Origin of the sequence: Campylobacter concisus, assembly GCF_902460545.1 — a bacterium.
GTDB classification, from domain to species: domain Bacteria; phylum Campylobacterota; class Campylobacteria; order Campylobacterales; family Campylobacteraceae; genus Campylobacter_A; species Campylobacter_A concisus_AE.
The window spans coordinates 1-900 of record NZ_CABPUE010000020.1 but is presented as its reverse complement, the minus strand read 5'-3'; the positions used below and the strand labels follow the sequence as shown (position 1 = coordinate 900).

Annotated in this window: 1 protein-coding gene; it reads right to left on the bottom strand. The window is 27.4% G+C overall.

From position 1 onward, the window contains the following. On the bottom strand, nucleotides 1-723 hold a 723-nt coding region (locus FZ949_RS09210; RefSeq protein ID WP_148790372.1), incomplete at its 3' end, for a glycosyltransferase family 2 protein. Nucleotides 724-900 lie beyond the last annotated feature (177 nt).

Below are 900 nucleotides of genomic sequence, written 5' to 3'. Positions count from 1 at the left end.
ATTCTTTACAGCTCTGCTAAAATCAGAAAAATCATCAAGAGCTTTTTTGTTATTTGAAAAACTACTAGAAAGTGAATTAGGATTTGTTCTATAGTGATAAAATGGTTTTGCAATGTGAATAATTTTTTTTGCCCAATAAAAAAGCTGTAAATTTACAAAACTATCTTCACAGTGCGAAAAATATGGAAATTCAACATTTTCATAAAGCTCTCTTTTAACCAATTTATCACACACGGAAACAGAAATTTCATGAGATAAAATAGCTTTTACAAAGTTCAAATTAGACTTTGGGTGATTTTTTGTATAAAAAAAACTTTTTGCGATACTTTTTTTATTAAATTCTTTAATATAGTCAAAACAAACTATGTCCGCATAACTTTTTCTAGCTTCATTAATCAAAGAACTTACCATATCTTTATCGACCCAGTCGTCACTATCTACAAACAAAACATATTTACCACTTGAAGCATCCAAACCGTATTTTCTAGTAAGACTTGATCCACTATTTTTTATATTGTTGATAATTTTTATATCATCTTTTCTATTTGGGTATCTTTCAATAATATCCTTCAAAATTTTCATAGAACTATCTGGAGTGCAATCATTTACAAAAATGTACTCTATATTGTTATAGTCTTGCTCTAAAAGCGTAGTTGCACATTTTTCTATATATTTCTCCACATTATATATAGGAACTATTATAGAAACATTATATTTTTCCATTATTTGCCTTTGAGAACACTAGCTACGCCAAACCAAAAATAGCTATAAAATATAGCTCTAATATCTTTATGGCAAATAAGATTATACAACCATCTTCTACCAAGTACTTGTTTTAAAGTAGTCAAGTCTACTACTTGTTTATTCTCACTGGCTTTTAAAATTTTATCAAAGTAGTTC